Consider the following 1,572-nt stretch of genomic DNA (forward strand, 5'->3'; position numbering starts at 1 on the left):
GACACCACCGCCGGCGTCAGCTGCAGCGCGGCATCCGGGTCATCCAGCAGCACGAAGTCGTTCTGGGTGCCATGCCCTTTGGCGAAGCGGATCACCTGCTCAGGATACGTGCCGCCACGTCCGCAACGCCGCGTCGGCGTTACCGGCCGCGGTCGCATCCAGCCAGTGGATCCGGTGATCGCGGCGAAACCACGACCGCTGCCGTCGCACATAGCGGCGCGTGCCGATGAACGTCGGCTCGCGGGCCGCGTCGCCGTCTCCGCCCGCATCGAGGTCGGCGAGAACCTGCGCGTAGCCCAGCGCCCGGGACGCGGTGACGCCGTCGCGCAGGCCACGGCCGAGCAATGTGGTCACCTCGTCGATCAAACCCTGGGTGAACATCGTGTCGGTGCGCTGTGCCAGTCGCTGATCGAGAAGCTCTGTGTCGCAATCCAATCCGATGATCACAGTGTCCCACCGGGGTGCGCCGATGACGGGTGCCGACGCCGCGAACGGTTGGCCGGTGAGCTCCACCACCTCCAGCGCCCGCACGATGCGCCGCCCGTCGGTCGACAGGATCGATGCCGCGGCCGCTGGGTCGCGATCGGCCAGTTCGGCGTGCAGGGCGCCGGCGCCGACCTCGGCAAGCCGCTGTTCCCATTTCGCGCGTACCGCCGGATCGGTCGCCGGGAACGACCATGCGTCGAGCAGCGACTGGATGTACAGCATCGACCCGCCCACCAGCACCGGAACCCTCCCCCGGCCCGCGATCGCCTCGATGTCGGCAGCGGCGGCCTGCTGGTAACGCGCGACGGTCGCGGTCTCGGTGACGTCGAGGACATCGAGCTGGTGATGTGGGATGCCGTGGCGTTGTGCGACGGGCAGTTTTGCGGTGCCGATGTCCATCCCGCGGTAGAACTGCATCGCGTCGGCGTTGACGATTTCCGCACCGGTCTGTCCGCCGAGCCGCTCCGCGACGTCAAGGGCCAGTTGCGATTTGCCGGTACCGGTCGGCCCGACGATCGCCAATGGCCTCACGGCTGCCAGACGCCGGCGAAGTACCCGACGCCGTAAGGCTCCGAACGGTAGAGCTCCTTGGCCGACCGCGGTACCGGCTCAGCCAGACCGGCCAGCACGCTGAAGGCCACCCGTCCACGAATCTGCGCGGGCAGCCGGGTCAACCCGGCCAGATCGCCGCAGGCCAGCGCGTCGGCGAGAGCGCGCTGGACATCGATGTCGGCGGGCTGGTGACCGCCGGGGGCCGACGGGGTCAGCGTGATTGCGCCGTCGGCGACGATCAGCACCCCGGTCGGCTCGGTCGACTGGCCGATTTCGTTGCGCAACCGCCTGCCCAGGTCCACCGCGGTCGCGGTGTCGTGGCTGTCGGCAAAGACCCGGACCTGCACCGCTGTGTCCGGCTGAGCCTGGGCCCGGATCCAGCCGGCGATCAGCGCGCACAGCGGCAGCTCGACCGGCCGCCCGGTGGCCTCCGGCGATAGCCGCACCGGCACGTCGACGCCGAATCCCGCGAAAGTCCCGACGGCATCTTGGCCGACCAGGCCGTCAGAGTCGCCCACTCCGACCGCGATCCAG

General features: G+C 70.2%; 2 protein-coding genes and 1 pseudogene. All 3 read right to left on the minus strand.

Annotated features, from left to right (window positions below; all coding sequences use genetic code 11):
* Positions 1-92: pseudogene (locus tag WAN02_RS15610) on the minus strand (diaminopimelate epimerase); the annotation flags it as partial.
* 7 nt (positions 93-99) lie between these two features.
* Positions 100-1,017 carry a tRNA (adenosine(37)-N6)-dimethylallyltransferase MiaA gene (gene miaA, locus WAN02_RS15615; RefSeq protein WP_422265110.1) on the minus strand — a complete coding sequence of 306 codons (918 nt, stop codon included), beginning with the start codon at positions 1,015-1,017 and terminating at the stop codon, positions 100-102.
* Positions 1,014-1,572 (minus strand): hypothetical protein (locus WAN02_RS15620; RefSeq protein WP_422265111.1); only part of this gene is annotated, 559 nt, incomplete at its 5' end. The genes WAN02_RS15620 and miaA, both read right to left, overlap by 4 nt.

It is taken from the genome of Mycobacterium sp., from assembly GCF_049281135.1.
Taxonomy (GTDB): domain Bacteria; phylum Actinomycetota; class Actinomycetes; order Mycobacteriales; family Mycobacteriaceae; genus Mycobacterium.